This window comes from Flavobacterium paronense, assembly GCF_030409795.1.
Taxonomy (GTDB): domain Bacteria; phylum Bacteroidota; class Bacteroidia; order Flavobacteriales; family Flavobacteriaceae; genus Flavobacterium; species Flavobacterium paronense.
The window spans coordinates 1-22,222 of record NZ_JAUFQN010000001.1 but is presented as its reverse complement, the minus strand read 5'-3'; the positions used below and the strand labels follow the sequence as shown (position 1 = coordinate 22,222).

Genomic DNA, 22,222 nt, shown 5'->3' with positions numbered 1-22,222 from the left:
CGAATTTCGGGGCTTTTTTCTTTTTATTATCCGGGAAAATCACCGTTATCATCTTGTTGGTTTCCTTTTGGTTTTTTGTCTTTATCGTTATTTTTTAATTTATTGAATCTGTAAGTAAACGAAAGATTGATTTGACGCTGTCTCCATTGCATTTCGCTGTAAGAGTTTAAAGTAGCCAAATGGGTTTCACTAATTCTTTTTCTCGAATTGAAAACATCACTTACGTTAAGAGCAATCGTAGCTTTGTCTTTCAAAATATCTTTACTGAACGCCAAATTTGCACTCAAGACGCCAAGGCTTTTTCCTTGTGCATTATTTTGTGGTGCATTGTAAGTTGCATTTGTTTGCCAATCTATTTTATAAGGCAATGTTATTTTTGAAGAAACTCTGGTAAACCAACTTGCAGCTGTATTATCGAAGTTTTCGTTTATTACTTCTCCTGTATTTTGAAGAGTATACGAGTAGTCTCCATTTATTTTACTTTGGAAAAAGTTGAAGTTACCGTTTAATTTCCACCATTTGTATGGTGTATAGTTTAGGTTAAATTCAAATCCGAAACGATCTTCACGCGCTAAGTTTATAGGTGTTGATAAAATTACAGGCGTTACTATTGTTACTCCGTCAACAATAGTGGTAACAGATTCTCCGTTTGGTCTTCTGATAAATTGGAACACATCATTAGTTCTGTTAAAATACATTGATGTGCTAAACGTTACTTTGTCCCATTTGTTCATGTATCCAATATCAAAAGCGTCAGTAAGCGATGGATTGATATCTGGATTTCCTTGAAAAATATTTACGTTACTAGAATAATTTGAAAACGGATTTATAAATCGCGAACGAGGTCTGGAAATACGTCTGCTGTAATTAAGTGAAATGGTACTTTGTTCTTTTAATTGATAAGTAAAGAAAGCACTTGGAAAAAAATTATTGTATTTTTTATTATTAAAATTATTGGTTGTTAAAAGGTCAATATCGATATTAGAATCTTCATATCTTAATCCAAATAAATAGGAGAATTTATTAATCTTTGAACCAAATTGAGAATACACGGCATTAATTTTCTCTTTATAATCTAAAATATTTGTGTAGTTTAAATTTGGGATATAATTTCCACTACCATCAATATCGCCAACATTATAATCGGTAATCAATTCATTAAAATCGCCTTTGTAACCTGCTTCAAATTGACTGTTTTCACCTATTGGCAAGACATAATCTGATTGAATTAAGCTTCTTTTTTGTGTTTGAAAGTTTTTAGTTAATTCTTTGGTTGCCAGGTTTTCTTGTCCAATAACAAAATCGGTTATGGTCGAAGAGTCGTTATCTAAATTTTTTGAAAATGAACCATCAACAGTAAGTTTATGTCCGTCTTTTTTGAATTTTTTGGTAAAATTTGTAGCGTATTCTACATCATGCGTTCTTGTGAACTGATCGTTATACCTGTTGCGAACGAAATTGTCGGCGATATCGGGAAATTCATTATACAATAAAACGTTATCTGGATTGGCACCGTTATTTTTTCTGTAGTTAAAAGTATTACTCCATGTCAAGGTTTTGTCTAAATACCAATCCATTCCGATAGTATAGTTGAAACCTTTTCTGCCTCTCTCTCTGGTACTTCTTTCATTTATTGTTTTTTGGATAGTTCCATCCGGATTTAAATAATCAGTATCCGTTTTTGATTTACCAGGTGCTTTACTATCGTTATATCCTAATGTAGAAAAAAGATTGAACTGTTCACTTTTGAAATTTATGTTTGATACTAATCCATAGTTTTGAGGATTTCCGACAGTGCCAATAAGGGTTCCGTTGATTCCTTGATTTTTTCCTTTTTTCAATAAAATATTGATAATTCCGCCACCACCTTCAGCATCATAACGCGCAGATGGATTGGTAATCACTTCGATTTTATCTAAAGCATCTGCAGAAATTGTTCGTAAAGCATCAGCAATATTAATTGCATTTGAAGGTCTTCCATCAATAAGAATTTTAACATTGTCGTTGCCGCGTAAAGCCACATTTCCATCGGCATCAACCGTAACTGACGGCACATTATCTAACACATCGCTGGCGGTTCCGCCTTTTACAATCATGTCTTGGCCAACGTTGTAAACTTTTTTGTCGAGTTTTATTTCAACCGTAGTTTTTTCGGCTCGAACTACCACTTCGTTTAATTGAGTTGCATCTTCTTCTAAAGCTATGGTTCCTAAATTGGTTGATTGGGTTAATTGTTTTTGACTTATAGTCGTTGGTTTAAAAGAAATAAATTCTAGAGTGATATCATAAATACCTGATACAACAACTATAGAATAATCACCTTTGCTATCTGTAATTCCACCGAAAATTAGTTTTGGATTTTTAGTATTTTTAAAAGTTATAGTTGCGTATTCAAGAGGAAGTTTACTTGTTTTCTCTATGATTTTTCCAGTGATGGTAATTTTAGCTTTCTCAGATTTACCTTCTGGCAGTAAGCCTTTAGTTTGTGTTTCTTGTCCAAAAACTGTAAATGAAAATAGTAGTAGAAGTGTAGGTATAAAACAGTATAATTTTTTCATGGATAAATTTTCAACTTTCGGAACAAAATTACGCCTTAGCTTGATAAACTTATCCCAACAGTTTGTTAAATAAAGTCTTTTAGTTTGTCAATGTCCCTTCCAATTGTAGCTTTGTCACCATCAATAACTATTGGTCTTTCAATCAATATGGGATGTTTGGCTAAGGCATTTAGGATGTCACTATCTGTCAGAGATTTTCCTTTATAATTTTCTATCCAAATGCTTTCTTTTTGACGGACTAATTCTATAGGTTTGAGATTCAGTTTTTTAAGTAGATTTTTTAAATCTTTAGCACTTAATGGTTTTTCGATGTAATTTATAATTTCAAATTCCTGTTTAGATTCCGTTACAAAAGCCAAACAGGCTCTTGATTTTCCGCATCTTGGATTGTGAAGTATTTGCAACATATTTTTTTTACAAAGTAATCTATTTTAATAGAAAAAAGTTAATTTAGGCGAAAGAAAATATGAGTACTATGTTTTTAGAAAACGGTTTTTTGCCTACCAATAAATTTTGGAAATATTTAGTTGGTTCCTTGATAATTTTTATTGCATCAGCCATTGGTCAAATACCATGGGTTATAGCTGTTTTTATTAAATCTTTAAAAACGGGGAAGCCATTTCCGACAAAAGAAATGGAAATGATGAACTTTTTAAATTTAAATACAACTTTATTTTTATTGCTATTTTCATTTGTCGTTGCCTTTATTGCCATAATTTTAGTTATAAAGTACTTTCACAAACAAACCTTATTATCAATCACTACGTCAAGGGTAAAAGTTGATTGGAAAAGAATATTTTTTTCGTTTACTCTTTGGGGAGTTTTTACTGTAGGATCAACGTTAATAATGTTTTATACTAGTCCAGGTGATTTTGTATACAATTTTAAACCTTTTCCATTTTTAATTTTGGCAATTATTGGAATTCTTCTAATTCCGGTTCAAACCAGTACTGAAGAATATGTTTTTCGTGGTTATTTAATGCAAGGGTTTGCCCTTTTGGCGAAAAACAGATGGTTTCCGTTGGTAATGACATCCGTTATTTTTGGAACGATGCATATCGCCAATCCTGAAGTTGAAAAAATGGGGTATATTATATTAGTATATTATATAGGAACAGGTTTCTTCCTTGGAGTTATTACACTAATGGATGAAGGAATGGAATTGGCTCTTGGTTTTCATGCTGCCAATAATTTAATGACGGCACTTTTAGTTACTTCAGATTGGTCAGCTTTTCAAACTAATTCTATTTTTAAAGATATTTCATCACCATCTGCCGGATTTGAAATTCTAGTACCAGTTCTCATTATTTTTCCATTACTATTATTTATCTTTAGTAAAAAATATAATTGGACTGACTGGAAAGAGAAACTGACAGGTAAAATTATAGTTGTTGAAAAGAATGAACAAATTGAAAATATTGTAAATGATAAAAGTTATGAGTAACCCAACCTATGAAAATGTACATAATTTATTTAAGCTTAATGGATTTCACCTCGATAGGGAAGATTTGTGTCGCGTAGCTTATAGTTTTATCAAAGAAGGAGAAGATTTTGAAAAACCAGTTGGTAATTTTCTTTTGGATTGGTTTGATGGAAAAAGTTATATTCAAATGGAAACTTCGGGAACAACCGGAGCACCAAAAACTATTTCAGTTAGCAAACAAGCCATGGTTGATTCAGCATTGGCTACAGGTGATTTTTTTGAATTGCAACCTGGCAATAAAGCATTACAATGTTTACCTGTAAAATATGTTGCGGGAAAAATGATGCTAGTTCGTGCTATGATTTTAGGACTTGATTTAGAGTTTGTGGCTCCAAGTTCAAATCCATTAGCTAACAACGAAATTGATTATGATTTTGTTGCGATGGTGCCTTTGCAAGCACAAAATTCAATACCCCAATTAAAGAGAGTTAAAAAGTTGATTATTGGAGGCGCAGCTGTTAATAAAATTCTGGAGAAGCAGTTACTAAAGTTACCTACCATAGTTTATGAAACTTATGGTATGACCGAAACCATTACTCATATTGCAGCCAGAAAATTAGGAGAAAAAGCATTTACGGTTTTGCCTAATGTTACTGTTTCGTTTGATGAAAGAAATTGTTTGGTTATTCATGCACCAACAATTTCTCCTGAAGTTATTATCACAAATGATATTGTTGAATTGGTCAATGAAAATCAATTTATATTTCTCGGCAGATTTGATAATGTTATCAATAGTGGTGGAATAAAATTAATTCCAGAGCAAATAGAGAAGAAATTGATAAGCAAAATTAGTCAACGCTTCTTTATTGCATCAAAACCTGATAATGAATTAGGAGAAAAAGTAGTTTTAGTTATTGAGGGAGAAAAATGCGAACTGGACAATTCAATTTATGAAACTTTAGACAAATACGAAAAGCCCAAAGAAATTATTTTTGTTCCTAAGTTTAAAGATAGTGTAACTGGGAAAATCTTGAGAAAAGAAACGCTGAATTAATAAAAAGTACATTCCCAATAAAGTTAGTGATGAATTAGTTAACATCTATATAAAAATCATTGGTCAAGACTTCAACTTCTTCTAACTTATTGATTTTATATTTTGTAGTAACCCAAGTAGTTGTTGGATAAAATCGGTATTTTTTACCATTAACTTTAAGATCAATTGGCATATTGAATTTAGGTTCATCTGTTTTCCAACGAAGCCCAAGTTTGCCTTTAGATTTTCTCAATTCAAGTTTAGGAATTGATGCATGTCTGAGATATTGATTAAAAATAGGTGTTAAATTCATTCCTGTTTCGGTATTGAAAAAGCTAATAACAGCTTCTGTATCAATAATTTTGTTGTGAAATGTTTCAGAATATTTTAAGAACAGTTTCCACCATTTATCGTCATCATTGACAACATGCCTCAAAGTATTTAAAAGCAAAGCACCTTTTTCATACATATCACCCGAGCCTTCTTTATTCACCCCATACGGGCCAATAATTGGACTTACATTATCAATATTTCTTTTGCAACCGTTTACGTATTGTTGCCCTTTTTCGTAACCAAATTGACATTCAACAAAAACATTTTCGGTGTAACAAGTAAATCCTTCATGTATCCACATATCGGCAGAATCTTTGGATGTTATATTATTACCAAACCATTCGTGTCCACTTTCGTGAATTATAATGTAGTCAAAAAGTAACCCAATTCCGGTTCCAGATCTATCAGTTCCTAAATAACCATTTACATATTTGTTTCCATAGGCAACGGCGCTTTGATGTTCCATTCCTAAATAAGGCGTTTCCACTAATTTGTAACTGTCACTTGCAAAAGGATAGGGTCCGAATTTACTCTGAAAACAATCCATCATAGGTTTTACTTCCTCAAAATGTATTTTGGCTGCAACTTCATTTTGGCGGAGTACGTAGTAATCTAAATCTAATCCTTTATAATTTTCATGTATAGACACATAATCGCCAACACTGACATTTATGGAATAAGTATTTATTGGATTTTTAACTTCCCAATCCCAACGGGTATAACCATTTTTTAGATCTTCACTGCCTATTAATCTTCCGTTGGAAACTTCCATCAAACCATTCGGAACAGCTACTTTTATAGTCGCGCCAAAATCGGGCTCATCGCTTTGCGAGTCTTTTACTGGATACCATAAACTGGCTCCTGTACCTTGGCATGCTACACCAACCCACGGCTTTCCTTGCCCATCTTTAGTAAAAATAAATCCACCATCCCAAGGCGCGTTTTTTGCAATTATGGGTTTACCCGAATAATAAAAGCGTATTTTTTCATTGGTACCAATTTTTAAGGATGTGGGGAAATTGATAAAAACGGCATTAAATTCTCTCTTGTAATTCAATTTTTCCGAATTGAAAACAATAGAATCTACTTGCATATTATCAAATAAATCCAATTGAATTTTTGAAGTGTTGTCAACTACTTTAAAGCTAATGTCATTATAGCCAACAACTGATTTTTCATCAGGATTTACTTTGATATTTAAATCATAGCGCAACACATCAAAGCAAGTTCGTTCCGGTCGTAATCCGCCTTGAAGTGAGTCTTTTCGTGTCGTTGTTTCTTGAGAAAAGATGTTTTGGAAACTAATAATAATGAAACTTAAGGCAAGTATTTTTTTCATGAGAATAAGAATAGAAAATCTAAAGCATTAGTTGGTTTGATTTTAATTTTGTTACTATTTATTAAACCTGAATCACACCTAAATTAAATTTCTTTTCAATAGGCGAGTGATTAGCAGCTTCTATTCCCATTGAAATCCAAGTGCGGGTTTCTAAAGGATCAATAATAGCATCAGTCCAAAGTCGTGCTGCAGCATAATAAGGAGAAACTTGCGCATCATACCGCGCCTTGATTTTATCGAATAATTCCTGTTCTACTTTTTCGTCTACTGTTTCGCCTTTGGCTTTTAAAGATGAAGCTTCTATTTGTGCCAATACTTTAGCAGCTTGCGTTCCGCCCATAACGGCAAGTTCGGCACTTGGCCAGGCGAATATTAATCTTGGGTCATACGCTTTTCCACACATGGCATAGTTTCCTGCTCCATAAGAATTTCCGACAATTACAGTAAATTTTGGGACGACCGAATTGGAAACCGCATTCACCATTTTGGCTCCGTCTTTAATGATGCCGCCATGTTCTGATTTGCTTCCAACCATAAATCCGGTAACATCTTGCACAAATACTAAAGGAATTTTCTTTTGGTTGCAATTGGCAATAAAACGAGTGGCTTTATCAGCAGAATCGGAATAAATAACGCCACCAAATTGGATTTCTCCTTTTTTGGTTTTAGAAACCGTACGTTGATTTGCTACAATTCCCACTGCCCAACCGTCAATCCTTGCATAGCAAGTGATAATGGATTGACCATAACCGTCTTTATACATATCCATTTCTGAATTATCAACTAAGCGTTTGATGATTTCCATCATATCGTATTGTTCGGTGCGTAATTTTGGTAGTATTCCGTAGATTTCTTCCTCTTTCAGCATTGGTTTTTGAGAAGCTTCTCTGTTGAAACCGGCTTTATCATAATCACCGATTTTCCCAACGATACTTTTAATTCTGTCCAAAGCGTCTTTATCGTCTTTAGCTTTATAATCAGTAACACCCGAGATTTCGCAGTGTGTTGTGGCTCCGCCTAATGTTTCATTATCAATGTTTTCACCGATGGCAGCTTTTACCAAATAACTTCCAGCCAAGAAAATACTTCCAGTTTTATCAACTATCATTGCTTCATCACTCATAATCGGGAGATAAGCACCACCAGCCACACAACTTCCCATAACGGCTGCAATTTGTGTAATTCCCATGCTGGACATTATGGCATTGTTTCTAAAAATTCTACCAAAATGTTCTTTATCAGGAAAAATTTCATCCTGCATTGGTAAATAAACTCCGGCAGAATCAACTAAATAAATTATAGGTAAACGGTTTTCCATCGCAATTTCCTGCGCGCGCAGATTCTTTTTTGCTGTAATCGGAAACCATGCTCCGGCTTTTACAGTCGCATCATTGGCAACAACAATACATTGTTTTCCTTTGATGTAACCCATTTTTACCACAACGCCACCAGAAGGACATCCGCCATGTTCAGCATACATTCCGTCACCAACAAAAGCGCCAATTTCTATGCTTTTTGCTTTCGCGTCAAGCAAATAATCGATTCGTTCACGGGCAGTCATCTTACCTTCGGTGTGCAGTTTTTCGATACGTTTTTCACCACCACCAACTTTAACTTTGGTAAAACGTTGCTTTAAATCGGTTATTAAAAGTTTATTATGATCTTCGTTTTTATTGAAGTTAATGTCCATGGGTTTTATTTTATATCACTGTGTTCAGCATTAATAGGTATTTCCGAATGTCCACAGGACATTCTCCTCTTAATATCAAATGTGCTAAAATACGAAAACGTTTTCAATAAGATAATTTCTGAAGATTTGAAATTGTAATTCAATAAAAAAAAAGCATATTTTTGATTAGTTAATATTCACTTAACATTAGAAAAATACATTTGTACCAAAGTAAACATAAAAACAATGACTCTTAACAATATTTTCCAGTTTTTAGTTCCAAAGGATAAAAAGTTCTTCCCGTTATTTGAACAAGCTTCAGCAGGTTTAATTTTATTGGCAGAAACACTTCATGAAGCAGTAAACGCACCCAAAGCAGAGAGAGAAGAATATTTTAGAAAAATTGAAGAACTTGAAGCTGAAATAGAAGAGATTACGCATAAAACACATTTAGAATTAAGTCGAAATTTTATCACACCTTTTGATAGAGAAGATATTCATTCGTTAATAAAAGCCATTGATAATGTTGCCGACAACATGCATGGTGCTGCCAGTAGAATGCGCTTGTATCAAGTAGAAAAAATAACAAAATCAATTCGTAAATTAACGGAGATTAATTTAGAAGCTTGTCAATTAATTGGTCTCGGTATCAAAGAATTGAAAGCTATGAATCATAAAGCAATAAAAGAAACCTGCAAAAAAATCAATAAATTAGAAAGTAAAGCAGATTCAGTATTTGATAAAGCAGTTGCAGACATTTTTGAAAATGAAGTCGATGCTAAAAACGTTATTAAATACAAAGAAGTGCTTTCTGCTTTGGAAATGGCTTCTGATAAATGTAAAAGCGTTTCAAATGTTATGGAACAAATTTCAGTTAAGCACTCATAATAAAATCAATTAGGAAATCATGACATTACTAATTGTAATTATAGTTCTTGCACTTTTATTTGATTATATCAACGGATTTCATGATGCTGCGAATTCTATAGCAACTATTGTAGCTACTAAAGTACTAACACCATTTCAGGCTGTGCTTTGGGCAGCTTTTTTTAATTTTTTAGCGTATTGGGTTTTTGGTTTTGGTGTTGCAGATACAGTTGCTAAAACCGCCAAAACCGATAGTATTAATTTGACGGTTATATTAGCTGGAGTTATTGCTGCTATTATATGGAATTTAATCACTTGGTGGAAAGGAATTCCTTCATCATCATCCCACACTTTAATTGGGGGTTTTGCCGGAGCAGCTATTGCACATGCTATTTCTCTTCATGGTTTTTCCGATTATACTGCAATTCAAGATGGTGCAGAAGTCACAAAGCATTGGTACAATATTGTAAATTGGTATAAACCAGGAGAAGATGGAGGATTACCATCGGGAGTTTCGGTCATAATTGCTTTTATAGTTTTAGCTCCTTTATTAGGAATGTTGATTTCCTATTTTATTTCACTTTGGTTGATGTATTCGTCACGCAAAAGTATTTACCCAAAAATATTAACCCTAGTGTTAATGTTATTAGTATTTTGGTTTTTGTCAACAGTATTAGTTGGTTATAATGACATTAAGAAACCAAGATTTGAGAGCCATCTTTGGAGTGTGATTTCTGAACCATCTAATATAAAATGGTCATTGGTAGCTATTATCTTTTTCAGTGTTGCCATATTCAATTTAGTATTCAGTAGCTTTTCAACTTCAAAAGCAGAAAAAGTATTAAAAAGAATGCAGTTGCTCTCTTCTGCTTCTTTCAGTTTAGGACACGGTGGGAATGATTCTCAAAAAGTTATGGGAATCATAGCTGCTGCTGTAGCTGTTTATTTAAATACCCATCCAAATGCTAATATGTCAATGGGTTGGTTAGATTTAAATGTAGTATTACCCTCTGAAAAAGATGGAGTAAAAATTGATGGTGTTATGCCTTCTTGGATTCCGTTAACTTGTTATACCGTTATTGCTTTGGGAACCTTGAGTGGTGGATGGAAAATTGTAAAAACAATGGGTTCAAAAATTACAAAAGTAACCGCCTTTGAGGGTGTTGTTGCCGAATCAGCTGGAGCGTTAACCTTATTCATTACAGAACATTTTAAAATTCCAGTATCAACAACACATACAATAACTGGTTCCATAATTGGAGTAGGAGTAACTAAAAGGGTTTCTGCAGTTCGTTGGGGTGTTACTGTAAAACTTCTTTGGGCTTGGGTGTTAACCATACCAGTTTCAGGTGTTTTAGCAGCTTTGGTATATTATTTATTAAGAACATTTATATAAAAAATATTTTTTAAAGTTTTCAACTCCTAAAGATTTTTCTTTAGGAGTTTTTTATTTTAAAAAGGTTATAAAATTTTTATTTACTTTTTGATTCTCTCTAATGACAGTACTTAACAAGTTTTCAATGTTAAGGTTTTCGTTGAAACGAAAACTTAACATTGGCGAATTGGTTTAAACACTATTTTTGTTAACGTAAAATTTACATTAAATTAACATTAAATATAAAAATACAATTATTACTATGATAAACAATGAATTAACAACAAACGAAGAAGTGTCAAATTCAGAGACAGAAGTTCAGCCAACAATTGAAACCAAACCTGAAGTAAAAACAACTCGCACCAGAATAACTGCTGTAAAAGCTACAGCTAGTTCAACACCAACACGAACTAGATCAAGAGCTGTATCGCCAATAGTAAAAAAGGAAGTTAAACCGGAAGTAATATTAGTAGAACCTACTACTTCCAATGAAGAAAAAGTAGAAACTATGAAAGATTCCAACAAAGAAAAAGCAAAAAAAGCTAAGGTTAAAGAAAAAGAAAAAAGGAAAAAGCTAAGAAAAAAGAAAAAGCAAAGAAAGAGAAGCAGAAAGCCAAAGACAAAGAAAAAAAGAAAAAAGCTAAAGCAAAAGAGAAAGCCAAAAAGGCCAAAGCCAAAAAGAAAAAATCTAAATCTAAAAAGAAAAATAATTTTCTGAATTATAAAACCGATAGTCATACTGTCGGTTTTTTTTTAGGACACAATTAACAATTTTTTCGTTTCTGTTTCCTTAAATTTATCAGCTAAAAACTTATTTCTTATGAAAACTAAATTTCTTATGCTGACAGTTATTTTACTGAGCACTTTTACTGTTTTTTCACAATCTAAAGCGGTTGAATATAAGATGGAAGTCAACTATTAAGTGGCATTAGTGTCAAACCTTCCAAAGCATTAAAAAATAATCCGGAATACTAATTCTTCCGGCTTGGATGGGAATTGATGATCATGCGAAAGATAGCGCAAATAGATTGGCTGAATCAGGTTATACCATATTTGTAGCTGATATTTATGGCGCTGATCAACGTCCAACAAACTATAATGAAGCTGGTGCAAAAGCAGGTTATTTCAAGAAAAATATCAAAGAATACCAAACCCGAATTCAGTTAGCATTAGACCAATTGGTTAAACAAGGTGCTAATCCGGATGATATAGTAATTATGGGTTATTGCTTTGGAGGAACCGGAGCAGTTGAAGCCGCAAGAGTAAATATGAAAGTAAAAGGAATCGTTTCTTTTCATGGAGGTTTAGGTCGTGATGAAGCCAGAACAATTAATCCTATAGCATCAAAAGTTTTAGTGCTTCACGGAGCTGATGACCCATATGAATCAAAAGAAGAGATTGAAAAATTCCAAAATGAAATGCGAACTGCAAAAGCCGATTGCAAATGGTTTATTATGCCAATGCTGTTCATTTCCTTTACTGATAAAAATGCAGGAAATGATAATTCAAAAGGTGCGGCTTATAACGAAAAGGCAGAAAAACGTTCTTGGGAAGCGATGCTGAATTTTTTAAAGGAAGTGTTATAAAATACAAAAGTCGATCTGGAGCGATCGACTAGTGCGGTGAGGTGTAACTTCCTTTCGGAATCCTCGATGCAAATATAGGATGTTATTTTGAATTATAAATTATAAATTTTGAATTCATTTATAATTTATAATTCAAAATTTATAATTATTTATTTGAGTCTCTTACCAATCGCTTTAAAATGGCCCATTGTTTCAAAGCGTCACGGGCATCAACAGCAGGATATCCTAAAACAACTTTTCCGGCTTCGACATCGGCTGCTACGCCTGAACCTGCACCAACAATAGCACCATCTCCTATAGTTAAATGGTCCTTTATTGAAGCGCTTCCGCCAATCATAACGCCATTTCCTAAAGTAACCGAACCAGCCAAACCTGAATTTCCTGCCATAATACAGAATCTTCCAAGTTTAGAATTGTGTCCAATTTGAACCAGATTATCAATTTTACAACCATCACCAAGAATAGTTGAACTGAATTTTCCTCTATCAACACAAGAGTTGGCTCCAATCTCAACACCATTTCCAATAATAACATTGCCGATTTGTGGAATTTTCACCAACCCTTTTTCCGGACAGGGTCTAAATCCAAAACCATCAGCTCCAATAGTACAGTTAGGATGTAAAATACAATAAGCTCCAATATGACAGCGTTCCCGAATTACCGTTCCAGACCAAATAGTGGTATTTTTGCCAATAGTACATTCGTCAAGAATAGTAACATTCGGATAAATAGTTACGTTTTCTCCTAATGTAACATTTGGTCCAATATAACTTCCGGCACCAATTCGAACTCCGTTTCCTATCGAAACCGAATCATCAATTACGGACGAAGGATGAATGTCAACTGAAAATACAGGTGGAGGAGGAGCAAAGAGTTCCAAAATCTGAGACATAGCCAAATCAGCATTTTTTACTTTTATAAAAGCACGATTTTCTCCAGGTTCAATAGAAATATCTTGATTAACAACAGCAACGCATGCTTTAGAATTCTCCCAAAATTTTTCATATTTTTTTGCTTCCAATAAAAGAAATTTCAGTAGCTGAGGCAACTTCTAATTGCTCAGGAGCTGTTATTTGGCAAGATGTTGCACCTACAATTTCGCCATGCAATACGTCATTAATTTCTTGAATTGAATAGGAACTCATGTTTAGGGTGTATTTTGATTATTTCTCAAATTAAGGTAAATGAATTTGAAAATCCTATGATATTAACCTAAAATAATGCGAATTCTATTCTTCTTTCTGTCCCATCATCATCAAATAGGCTTTCAAAAACTTATCTATATTACCATTCATAACTCCATCAACATCGCTTGTTTCAAATCCAGTGCGCACATCCTTAACTAGTTTGTAGGGTTGCATCACATAGTTTCTGATTTGTGAACCCCATTCTATTTTCATTTTACCCGCTTCTATATCTTTACGTTGAGCTTGTTGTTTTTTTAATTCAATTTCGTACAATTGTGACTTAAGCATTTGCATTGCACGTTGTCGATTATCTTGTTGGGAGCGCGTTTCCGAACATTGAATCTGAATTCCAGTTGGCTTGTGAACCAATTGTACTTTTGTCTCTACTTTGTTTACATTCTGTCCACCGGCACCACTCGAACGCGAAGTCGTGATTTCAATATCCGCTGGATTGATGTCAATTTCAATACTATCATCAACTAAAGGATAAACATAAACCGAAGCAAAAGAAGTATGACGTTTGGCATTACTGTCAAAAGGAGAAATTCGCACCAAACGATGTACACCATTTTCGCCTTTAAGATACCCAAAAGAATATTCGCCTTCAAACTCTAAAGTCACCGTTTTTATTCCGGCAACTTCACCTTCCTGAAAGTTAAGTTCTTTAATTTTGTAGCCTTCTTTTTCTCCCACATCATGTACATGCGCATTAGCATGGATGCCCAATCGCAACTTTCTGTTCCGCCGGCACCAGCTGTAATCTGTACAACTGCACTCAATTTATCACCTTCATCAGAAAGCATGTTTCGAAATTCAAGGTTTTCAATATGCGTATTGGTAGCCTCATAATGGGTGTCAAGTTCTTCTTCGGTAGCATCGCCTTCTTTGAAAAATTCGTAAATAATCTGAAGCTCTTCTGCCATGGCATTGCCTTTTTCGAAATCTTCAACCCATTTTTTCTTAGACCGCAAGTTTTGAACAATAATTTCTGCTTCCTTTGGATTGTTCCAAAAGTCGGGTGCAAAAGTCTTTTCCTCTTCGTTTGTGATTTCTATGAGCTTGGCATCAATGTCAAAGATACCTCCTCAACGCACCAAGGCGCTCTACAATACCTTTAATTTGTTCGGTATTTGTCATAAATAATGTAGTTTTGTGTTTTAATTTGAAGCTAATCCCGCTATACGTTCCAATCTTTTCTAAAAAGAAAAGGATTTACACTGCTATCGGGGCTAATAATTCACCACAAAAATAGACTAATATTCTTTAAATGGAAATAAATTTAATCAGCGATACGGTAACCAAACCTACACCCGAAATGCTTCAGGCAATGTTCAATGCTAAAGTAGGAGACGACGTATTCAAACAAGATCCAACTGTAAATGCTTTTGAAAAAATGGTAGCCGATTTATTCGGAATGGAAGCTGCCTTATTTTTTCCAACCGGAACTATGGCAAATCAAACAGCATTAAGTTAAACACCAATCCGGGTGACCAGATTATTTGCGATAAGTGGTCGCATATTCATTTGTATGAATCGGGCGGAGCTTCGGCAAATAGTGGAGTCAACTTCAATCTATTAGATGGAAGTCGTGGAATGATTACTGCAGAACAAGTAAAAGACGGTATCAATGATCCCGAGTTTTATCATACACCCATGTCAAAAATGGTGGGTATTGAAAACACAACTAATAAAGGTGGAGGCGCTTGTTATGAGATTTCAGAATTACAAAAAATAAAGCAAGTTTGTGTCGACCATAATTTGAAGTATCATTTAGATGGCGCACGTTTGTGGAATGCCATGATTGCTAAAAAGCAACAGCCAAAACAATTTGGACAATTATTCGACACGATTTCAGTTTGTTTCTCCAAAGGATTGGGGGCGCCAATTGGTTCGGTTTTGTTATCTGATACAGCAACAATGCACAAGGCTTTGCGTGTCCGAAAAATATTTGGAGGTAATATGCGTCAGTCAGGTTATTTGGCGGCAGCTGGAATTTATGCATTGCAAAACAATATCAATAGGTTAGCGGATGACCATCGCAGAGCAAAAGAATTAGGAGCTCAATTAGAGCAATGTTCTTGGGTTGCTGTTGTCGAACCTGTCGAAACGAATATCGTTGTATTTTCAGCACAACCTCACATTAAAGACCAGGAAGTGATAGAAAAACTCAAACAAAAAGGTATTTCAATTAGTTTATTAGCCAAAGGAAAACTAAGAATGGTTACCCATCTCGATTACCGACAAGTAATGCATGAATATGTTTTGGAAGCTTTGGAAAAAATGAGCCTTTAGTATACTAAAACTTGTTAATTTCTAAGTGCATAACTTCCTGAAATATCTAGAACTCCTGCAGACATAATACTTATTTTTGTTATTACTAAAAAAAAGTAAATGCCTGAAACGTTATTACAAATACCTATAGCCAAAATAATTCCACATGCTATAGAAAAACACGGACATGTCCGTACCGATAATTATTATTGGCTAAACCAAAGAGAGAACCAGGAAGTGATTGATTATCTCAATCAGGAAAACGAATATTACCATCAAGAAACTGCACATACAAAAGAATTTCAAAAGAATTTATTCGAAGAAATGAAATCCCGAATCAAGGAAGATGATGAGTCGGTTCCTTATTTTTACAATGGTTATTATTATATTACTCGTTTTGAAATGGGTAAAGATTATCCAATTCATTCGCGTAAAAAAGGAAATCTGGAAGCCAAAGAAGAAATCTTGTTTGATTGCAACGAAATGGCAAAAGGGTATACTTATTTCAATTTAGCTGGTTTAAGCATTAGCGAAGATAATACATTGGCAGCTTTTGGTGTCGATACAGTTTCTCGAAGACAATACACGATTCAGGTTAAGAATTTAGTTTCAGGTGAAATTTTACCTGTGAAATTAGAAAATACTACCGGCGGTTCTACTTGGGCAAGTGATAACAAGACTTTGTTTTATTCCCGAAAAGATGAAGTAACGCTTCGTGCCGATAAAATATACAAACACAAAATTGGAACAACAGCCGATAAAGACGCATTGGTGTATTTTGAAAAAGATGAAACTTTTGACGTTTTCGGTTTATAAATCGAAATCGAAAAAATATTTGATTATCAATTCGAGCAGTACAATGACAACCGAATACCAAACGGTTTTATCGGCGACGCCGGATGCTAAATTCAAAGTATTCCAAAAAAGAACACGCGGATTAGAATACTCGATGTCGCATTTTGGAGACCATTTTATATTGTAACCAATAAAGACAAAGCAACAAATTTTAAACTGATGAAAACGCCCGAAAGTGCAACTTCAAAAGAAAATTGGGTTGATTATTCCGCATCGTCAGGATGTTTTACTTGAAGATATTGATATTTTTAGAGATTATTTAGTTGTTTCTGACGATTCAATGGTTTGAATCACATTCGCATAATGCCTTGGAGTGGAATATTCAGTAAAGCCGAACCCGAAGTACAAACTACCGCAACCGGTTTGTTGGTTTGTTGTGCAATACCTAACGCAAAAAAAAGCGGCACAGCGTTCATCTGCAATACTATAGCAGTTAAACTTTGAGTTGTTGGTAAAGCCAATTGTCAGCGGTGCATTTCTGGAACCCGGGGAAATTATAATATCATAAACTCCTTTGGCATGGCATATTTCTATAATGCTTTGCGCTAGAGGTATTTTTGGGTAAATCATGGGTGCATTTTAATGGGAACAAAGATACAAATTGTATCTCTTTTCCAACACAAAAAAGTTTTCTTATCAGAACTATAGCGGAAAGAATTTAAACAATGCTTATAACACTTAATGATGTGCTTTGACACCTACTGACTCTTAGTGACCTTTAGTGACACATCAAACCCATCATTTTGATACCGTTATTCGGGTGTTGTTCGGGTCATGTTCTGGTTTTGTTCGCAAAAAGGGCTTAATTTGCGAAAAACACCCGAACAAAGGTGAAAAAAACCTTTTCAAAACGAAAATTGTTTTCTTATTTTTACCCTATGGAAATTAAAATCAGGCCATATCAAAGTCAAGATGCGGAAACCATTGTGGCCATTCTGAATTATTATATTGCCAATTCAAACGGCATTGTATGATTATGATTTGCGAACATTGGAACAGCAACAAGCCCTTTTTGAAGAAAAATTAGCTAAAGGATTTCCAATAATAGTCGCAACAATAGAGGAACGCGTAGTTGGTTTTGGCTATTACAGTGAATTTCGTTTTAGGGAAGCGTATAAATTTACTGTAGAACATTCTGTGTATGTGATGCCTAACGAACACGGAAAAGGTATTGGAAGATTAATTATGCAAAGCTTAATTGCTTTAGCTAAAAAGCAAAAATTGCATACTATGATTGCGGTTATTGACTCTGAAAACCAAAATAGTGTTGCTTTTCACAAGCAATTCGATTTGCTACAGTGGGAATTATTAAAGAAAGCGGTTATAAGTTTGAGCGATGGTTGCACTCTGTAATTATGCAGTTGCTATTGGAATAAGCTAGATGATCTCAATCCCGTTTTCTTCCAAAATTCCTAACAGGTAACTGCTTTGATAAGGATTATATTTTTCAATTCCGCTTTGATACCATTTAGAAATAACATCAATTTGAAAAGCGGTGTAACCATCATCATTTATGCTGATTCCAAGCATTCCGGCCAAAGAAAATCTTCTAAAACTTTGTTAGTGACAATTAATTTTGGAATGCCATATTCAATTTTACCATTTATTCGTTCATAGTCTAATCTACCTTGATTAAACCCAAAAAGATAAGCTTCATTTTGATTTTCATCAACTTTCAAATAGGGATTTAACCCATTAGAAAAGCCTTGTAAGTAATCTTGTCTGTATACGGTGTTAAATATATTATTCATCTGTGGAAGTGTGTGGTATTTGAAATTCTATTCAAACTTAATGAGAATAATTTAGTTATTATCTTAAAATCGTTTAAAGGAAAAAAAACTCTTCAAACCACACCACAAGTGACGTTAGTCGATAAAATCAAAACAAAAAACCTGATGAAATTCATCAGGCTATTTATCATAAGAATAACTTAAGGTTATCATTTAAACAATTTTTAGTTATTATTTCCCATTAATCCAACCTACTATTGCAGCATCTGTTGGTAATACTCTTGGCGATAACACTTTTACTAATTCGCCTTGTTCGTTGATTAAATATTTTTGAAAATTCCATTCAACTTCGCTGTCCTGTAAACCGTTTTTGCTTTTTGTGTTAAGAACTTATAGACTTTGTCCATGTCACTTCCTTTTACAGAAATTTTACTCATCATTGGGAAAGTCACACCATAATTCAATTCGCAGAATTTAGCAATTTGTTCATTGCTTCCTGGCTCTTGCGAACCAAAATTATTGGCTGGAAAACCAACTATAACAAAATTAAGATCTTTATACTTTTTGTAAATAGATTCCAAATCTTTGTATTGAGGCGTTAGTCCACATTCTGAGGCTGTATTCACTATTAATATTTTCTTTCTTTTAATGAGGCAAAGTCAAATTCTTTACCGTATAAATCTTTTACTTTAAATTGATAAATTGTTTCTGCTTTTACAGGTGCTTGTGTTTCCATTGTTTTCTTGCTGTTTTGTGGCCTGATTTTGGCAACTAAATAAGGTTAAAGCCGTTACGAATAGTACTATCTTTTTCATAATTTATTTTTGTCAAAATTAAACATAATTTCAGGAGTTACTGTATACAATTCCTAAAATTTATAAAAAAAGAGCCCAGTAACTATGTTAATTACTGAGCTCCTAACAAAACATGACAGAAAACCAGTTTCTATCCACAAAACAAAAAAACCGAAATAATCCCATAGCAGATTTTTCCCTTAAAACTATACTATCAAATAAAAAATGTACTGTTTGTAAAAGAGCCCGAAAACTAGTCGTCAGGCTCTCCAACAAAACGTAATAGAAAACTTTTAACCATTTTCTATTACAAACAAAAATTACATTTAAAACCTGTAGGTTATTTTTCCTTTCATAAAAAATGGTGTTCCTGGTGTAAAGTGAATTTCGTCTACACTTTGGGTTTCATTTTGCAAGCGCGACTCGGTGGCAAACTGGGTTTCATTCCATTTTGTGTTGAAAATATCTCAACGGCTACTCCAAAAGTGAAGTTTTTAAACTCATAATTGATATTGACATCAGAAACCATATAGCCTTTAGCTACGATAGAATTATCTTCATTGGCAGGGCGACTTTTTAAATACCGGTATCGAATTCCGCCTGAAAAACCTTTTAACTTATTGATGCTAATTCCTCCTGTAGAAGTAAAATCTGGAGCTAACGGAATGTAATCTTGTCCAGAAGGTTCATCAATACTTCGAGCATGTGTATAGTTAACATCGGTATCAAAGAACAACCAATCAGTCAATTGATAACGCAATCCCAAATCAAATCCCATTCTTTTAGTTTTACCGCTTGGTTCTACAATTCCGGCATCACCAACATATACAAACTCTTGCTCTAAATACAAATACCACAAAGCGGTGTTGATAACCAATTTTGGAAATGGCTGAAAATAGCACCTAAATCAGTTCCAATGGCGGTGGCAAAATCTTTTCTCCAGTTTGCGCCACACAACTCTGGTATCGTTCGAGTGAAATCCAAATCCCGATTTTAAATACAGTTGCAAATTGTTGTTAGCCGAGTAAATAAAATTAAGTTTTGGGGAAAACTTTACTTTATCCTGACTTTGGGTTACAAAAGTTGGTGCCAATTTATCTTGGTAATTGAACTTGAAATAATCAAATCGAATAGCTGGATGGATTTATCTTTAATTTCCCAAAAAGTATATTCAACATTGATATAGGAAAATATATTTGTTTGATCGATATCACCTAGTTTCAAGGTTTGCAAGGTCGTATATCTTCCTACTGTATGTGATAGCTCGGTGTTTTTTGTAGCATCGGCTCTAAAACCAAAACCTACTTGGCACAAGGAATTTGCATTTTTTATTAAATTCAGTATTCAAACCATAAATATCTCGACTTTCTTTTTGACGAATTTGATCGCCATTAATTGGATCTTCTAAAAAGAAAGTAAAATTAGAATAGAGTTCAAAATTATAGTTAGAATAATAGGCATTTGACTTTACAAAAGTGTTTTCATTAAGTGGTTTTGTGACCGCGACATTAACATTAGTTCTTGCTGTATTTCCGCCTTCGGTAGCATCAACTGCGCCAAATCTGGATATGGCTCCACTATCTACAAGTCTTTTGTGGAATTTGCCGGAAGCATTCCATTTACTGGTAAACCTGGAAGCAATTACGGTTAACTTACTATTATCAGCCATCACGCTTGTATATTTTCCAAATAAATTCAGTCTTGAAAAATCTTGTGGCGCATCGAATGGACCATCAGTTAAAATATATTCGGTAGCCAAGTAGGCATTTTGCATTTTATTTTTCTCTAAAGATTAAAAACACCAACAGTTCTCAACGTATTAAATTGTCCGGCTTCAACACTTATAGCACTTTTATCAACCCGTTCTTTGGTTTGAAATGTTACATAGCCAGCTGTAGCAAAGTCACCTTTGGTTGGCATAATAAGTTCCTTTTCCGAAATCAATTTTATCGACGTTTCTGGAATGACAAAATGCAAATCGGCATAGCCTTGACCATGCGCATGCGAAACCATGTTTACTGGCATTCCGTCAACTGAAACAGCAATATCTGTTCCGTGATCGATGTCGAAACCTCTCAGAAAAAATCTGCTCTGCTTTGCCTCCACAGCATGTTGTCCAATAAATAAACCTGGTACTTTTCGCAATATTTCTTGTGAAGAATTTACGGGAGTTGTTTGTAAATCTATTTTAGAAATCACATTCATGGCATTCATTTTGGTTGAATAACCACTTGATCTAACTTGTAAATATCTTCTTCTAATATAATGGTGAATTCATTGCTTTCGAATTTATAATCTGTCTTTTTGAATCCTAAAGCGGAAACTTTTAACAGATCGCCTTTGCTTGTTTTATCGATACTAAAAGCTCCGAACTCATTGGTATGCGCATGACTTTGAGAATTGGTATTGATAATATAAGCATTGTCAATTGGATTGCCGATAGAATCTGTAACAACTCCTTTTGTATTTGACTTTGAGCAAAGGCAAAGAAAAGTAACATAAGAAGTGTATATGAATTTTTCATTATAGATTAGTGATTTTTTTCTCCAAAGTAGGACCTAATTCAAAAGTGCTTTTTAATAATTCTTTTTTTATTGGGGCAACTTTAGCCATCATATTATTGGCTTTATAGATGGTTGCAAGATGGTAGTTAGTTTAGGCTCAAACGATTTTCGACTACATATTTTTGCTCTATTTCTAATGCTTTCTTGCTGTCGCCCAAATTATAATAAGACCAAGCCAATAAATCATAGGAATCCGGAGTTGGGCGATGGTCAATTTCAATTTTGGCAATTTCTAATGCTTTAGCTGCCGTGTTTTATCATCAGCATAAATCAACGTATTGTATTTGTTATACATCGCACCATAATTGATGGTGTTTAGCATGTTAAAAATATTCCGATAGGTTTTTACTTTTAAAGGCCTGATTATTTTCATATTCTGCGATTTGAGCTTTTAGCAAATAAAAATCGGGTGTATGGTGTCTTTTAGAAATGTTGTCTATTATTCGTGTTGCCTCTTTGGTATCTTTTTCATTTGAAAAAGCAATCCATGCAATTCCTTTAAGTGCATAACTATTGTTTGGTTTCTATAGCTAAGGTTTTTAAATAATAATCATACGACTTTTGAATATTTCCATCGTGACCATTCCAAATCTCCCAAGTTAGAAAACGTCCAAATTTTAAAGATTTGTTATCATTTA

The 22,222-nt window shown here is 33.9% G+C and carries 18 protein-coding genes and 7 pseudogenes; 9 read left to right on the top strand and 16 right to left on the bottom strand.

Features of this window, described 5'->3' with window-relative positions; all coding sequences use genetic code 11:
• Positions 1 to 26: 26 nt before the first annotated feature.
• Positions 27 to 2,558, bottom strand: a complete 2,532-nt coding sequence (locus tag QWY90_RS00125; RefSeq protein WP_290283857.1) for a TonB-dependent receptor — start codon at positions 2,556 to 2,558, stop codon at positions 27 to 29.
• 65 nt (positions 2,559 to 2,623) lie between these two features.
• Positions 2,624 to 2,965 carry an ArsC/Spx/MgsR family protein gene (locus QWY90_RS00120; RefSeq protein WP_290283855.1) on the bottom strand — a complete coding sequence of 114 codons (342 nt, stop codon included), beginning with the start codon at positions 2,963 to 2,965 and terminating at the stop codon, positions 2,624 to 2,626.
• Positions 2,966 to 3,033: 68 nt separating this feature from the next.
• Between QWY90_RS00120 and QWY90_RS00115 the strand changes: the two genes are divergently transcribed.
• Positions 3,034 to 4,002 (top strand): CPBP family intramembrane glutamic endopeptidase, encoded by a 969-nt coding sequence (locus QWY90_RS00115; protein WP_290283860.1) that lies wholly within the window; start codon positions 3,034 to 3,036, stop codon positions 4,000 to 4,002.
• Positions 3,995 to 5,035: an AMP-binding protein gene (locus QWY90_RS00110; RefSeq protein ID WP_290283854.1), complete on the top strand. Its 1,041-nt coding sequence runs from the start codon at positions 3,995 to 3,997 to the stop codon at positions 5,033 to 5,035. The genes QWY90_RS00115 and QWY90_RS00110 overlap by 8 nt, the downstream gene beginning before the upstream one ends.
• A gap of 34 nt (positions 5,036 to 5,069) precedes the next feature.
• Here QWY90_RS00110 and QWY90_RS00105 read toward each other — a convergent pair whose 3' ends face one another.
• Together QWY90_RS00105 and QWY90_RS00100 are read right to left on the bottom strand one after the other, a co-directional pair.
• On the bottom strand, positions 5,070 to 6,686 hold the full coding sequence (locus tag QWY90_RS00105) for a M1 family metallopeptidase (protein WP_290283853.1): 1,617 nt from the start codon (positions 6,684 to 6,686) through the stop codon (positions 5,070 to 5,072).
• A gap of 61 nt (positions 6,687 to 6,747) precedes the next feature.
• A complete protein-coding gene (locus QWY90_RS00100; RefSeq protein ID WP_290283852.1) occupies positions 6,748 to 8,376 on the bottom strand; it encodes an acyl-CoA carboxylase subunit beta in 1,629 nt (542 codons plus the stop codon).
• A gap of 225 nt (positions 8,377 to 8,601) precedes the next feature.
• On the opposite strand from QWY90_RS00100, the gene QWY90_RS00095 reads away from it, so the two are divergent.
• From QWY90_RS00095 to QWY90_RS00080, 4 genes are all read left to right on the top strand, one after another.
• Complete coding sequence (locus QWY90_RS00095) at positions 8,602 to 9,243, top strand: DUF47 domain-containing protein (protein ID WP_290283851.1); 642 nt, start codon at positions 8,602 to 8,604, stop codon at positions 9,241 to 9,243.
• A 19-nt stretch (positions 9,244 to 9,262) separates the two neighbouring features.
• Positions 9,263 to 10,618 (top strand): inorganic phosphate transporter, encoded by a 1,356-nt coding sequence (locus tag QWY90_RS00090; protein WP_290283850.1) that lies wholly within the window; start codon positions 9,263 to 9,265, stop codon positions 10,616 to 10,618.
• A 241-nt stretch (positions 10,619 to 10,859) separates the two neighbouring features.
• Positions 10,860 to 11,315 (top strand): hypothetical protein, encoded by a 456-nt coding sequence (locus tag QWY90_RS00085; RefSeq protein WP_290283849.1) that lies wholly within the window; start codon positions 10,860 to 10,862, stop codon positions 11,313 to 11,315.
• Positions 11,316 to 11,586: 271 nt separating this feature from the next.
• Positions 11,587 to 12,183, top strand: coding sequence for a dienelactone hydrolase family protein (locus tag QWY90_RS00080; protein WP_290283847.1), 597 nt, complete (start codon positions 11,587 to 11,589; stop codon positions 12,181 to 12,183).
• A 145-nt stretch (positions 12,184 to 12,328) separates the two neighbouring features.
• On the opposite strand, the pseudogene lpxD reads toward QWY90_RS00080, so the two are convergent.
• Positions 12,329 to 13,328, bottom strand: a pseudogene (gene lpxD / locus QWY90_RS00075) (UDP-3-O-(3-hydroxymyristoyl)glucosamine N-acyltransferase).
• Between the two features lie 87 nt (positions 13,329 to 13,415).
• Positions 13,416 to 14,507, bottom strand: a pseudogene (locus QWY90_RS00070) (PCRF domain-containing protein); the annotation flags it as partial.
• Between the two features lie 130 nt (positions 14,508 to 14,637).
• Between QWY90_RS00070 and QWY90_RS00065 the strand changes: the two are divergent.
• Both QWY90_RS00065 and QWY90_RS00060 read left to right on the top strand, forming a co-directional pair.
• Positions 14,638 to 15,662 (top strand): annotated as a pseudogene (locus QWY90_RS00065) (threonine aldolase family protein).
• Between the two features lie 99 nt (positions 15,663 to 15,761).
• Positions 15,762 to 16,814 (top strand): annotated as a pseudogene (locus QWY90_RS00060) (S9 family peptidase); the annotation flags it as partial.
• Between the two features lie 39 nt (positions 16,815 to 16,853).
• Here QWY90_RS00060 and QWY90_RS00055 read toward each other — a convergent pair.
• Positions 16,854 to 17,066: pseudogene (locus tag QWY90_RS00055) on the bottom strand (thiamine pyrophosphate-binding protein); the annotation flags it as partial.
• 378 nt (positions 17,067 to 17,444) lie between these two features.
• Here QWY90_RS00055 and QWY90_RS00050 point away from each other — a divergent pair.
• On the top strand, positions 17,445 to 17,849 hold the full coding sequence (locus QWY90_RS00050; RefSeq protein WP_290283845.1) for a GNAT family N-acetyltransferase: 405 nt from the start codon (positions 17,445 to 17,447) through the stop codon (positions 17,847 to 17,849).
• 24 nt (positions 17,850 to 17,873) lie between these two features.
• Here QWY90_RS00050 and QWY90_RS00045 read toward each other — a convergent pair whose 3' ends face one another.
• From QWY90_RS00045 to QWY90_RS00005, 9 genes and pseudogenes are all read right to left on the bottom strand, one after another.
• On the bottom strand, positions 17,874 to 18,026 hold the full coding sequence (locus tag QWY90_RS00045; protein WP_290283844.1) for a hypothetical protein: 153 nt from the start codon (positions 18,024 to 18,026) through the stop codon (positions 17,874 to 17,876).
• A complete protein-coding gene (locus QWY90_RS00040; RefSeq protein ID WP_290283843.1) occupies positions 18,008 to 18,247 on the bottom strand; it encodes a hypothetical protein in 240 nt (79 codons plus the stop codon). The genes QWY90_RS00045 and QWY90_RS00040 overlap by 19 nt, the downstream gene beginning before the upstream one ends.
• 210 nt (positions 18,248 to 18,457) lie before the next feature.
• Positions 18,458 to 18,962: pseudogene (locus QWY90_RS00035) on the bottom strand (glutathione peroxidase).
• 449 nt (positions 18,963 to 19,411) lie between these two features.
• Positions 19,412 to 20,113: pseudogene (locus QWY90_RS00030) on the bottom strand (TonB-dependent receptor domain-containing protein).
• On the bottom strand, positions 20,095 to 20,334 hold the full coding sequence (locus QWY90_RS00025) for a hypothetical protein (RefSeq protein ID WP_290283841.1): 240 nt from the start codon (positions 20,332 to 20,334) through the stop codon (positions 20,095 to 20,097). The pseudogene QWY90_RS00030 and the gene QWY90_RS00025 overlap by 19 nt, the downstream one beginning before the upstream one ends.
• Positions 20,309 to 20,794, bottom strand: a complete 486-nt coding sequence (locus QWY90_RS00020; RefSeq protein WP_290283840.1) for a TonB-dependent receptor — start codon at positions 20,792 to 20,794, stop codon at positions 20,309 to 20,311. Before QWY90_RS00020 ends, QWY90_RS00025 begins: the two co-directional genes overlap by 26 nt.
• An 11-nt stretch (positions 20,795 to 20,805) precedes the next feature.
• A complete protein-coding gene (locus QWY90_RS00015) occupies positions 20,806 to 21,225 on the bottom strand; it encodes a TonB-dependent receptor plug domain-containing protein (protein WP_290283839.1) in 420 nt (139 codons plus the stop codon).
• 5 nt (positions 21,226 to 21,230) lie between these two features.
• A complete protein-coding gene (locus QWY90_RS00010; protein ID WP_290283859.1) occupies positions 21,231 to 21,431 on the bottom strand; it encodes a peptidase associated/transthyretin-like domain-containing protein in 201 nt (66 codons plus the stop codon).
• Between the two features lie 385 nt (positions 21,432 to 21,816).
• Positions 21,817 to 21,957 (bottom strand): hypothetical protein, encoded by a 141-nt coding sequence (locus QWY90_RS00005; protein WP_290283838.1) that lies wholly within the window; start codon positions 21,955 to 21,957, stop codon positions 21,817 to 21,819.
• Positions 21,958 to 22,222: the final 265 nt, after the last annotated feature.